The following is a 433-nucleotide window of genomic DNA, read 5'->3' as shown; positions in this document are numbered from 1 at the left end:
CCCCCACTGCGCCGCCCACCTCCACTGCCCGCCCCTCGCCCTGGCCGCCGCGGCCGACCTCGCGGCCGCCGCCCTCAACCCCTCCCTCGACTCCTGGGACCAGGCCCCGGCCGCCGCCGCCCTCGAAGCCCTCACCACCCGCGCCCTGGCCGCCCTCGCCTACCCCGGCCGCCCCGCCCCGGACGCCCTGGTGACCACCGGCGGCACCGAGTCCAACCAGCTGGCGCTCCTCCTCGCCAGGGAAGCAGCCGCGGAGGCAGGCAGGGCCGGGACAGCAGGAGAGGCCGGGAAGGCTGGAGGGGCCAGGGAGGTCAGGGAGGCCGGGGGAGGAGGGGGAGGAGGGGAAGCCGGGGAGGTCAGGGAAGCCGGGAAAGCCGGAGCGGCCGGGGAACGGCCCCCCGCGCCCCTTCGCGTCATCTGCGGCGCCAACGCC

Annotated in this window: 1 pseudogene; it reads left to right on the top strand. The window is 79.0% G+C overall.

Going from position 1 to position 433, the window contains the following annotated elements:
- Positions 1–433: pseudogene (locus B7P34_RS39190) on the top strand (hypothetical protein); the annotation flags it as partial.

Origin of the sequence: Streptosporangium nondiastaticum, assembly GCF_003011965.1 — a bacterium.
Classification (GTDB): domain Bacteria; phylum Actinomycetota; class Actinomycetes; order Streptomycetales; family Streptomycetaceae; genus Streptomyces; species Streptomyces nondiastaticus.
The sequence above is the reverse complement of the archived record's forward strand: the minus strand, read 5'-3'. Positions and strand labels throughout refer to the sequence as shown.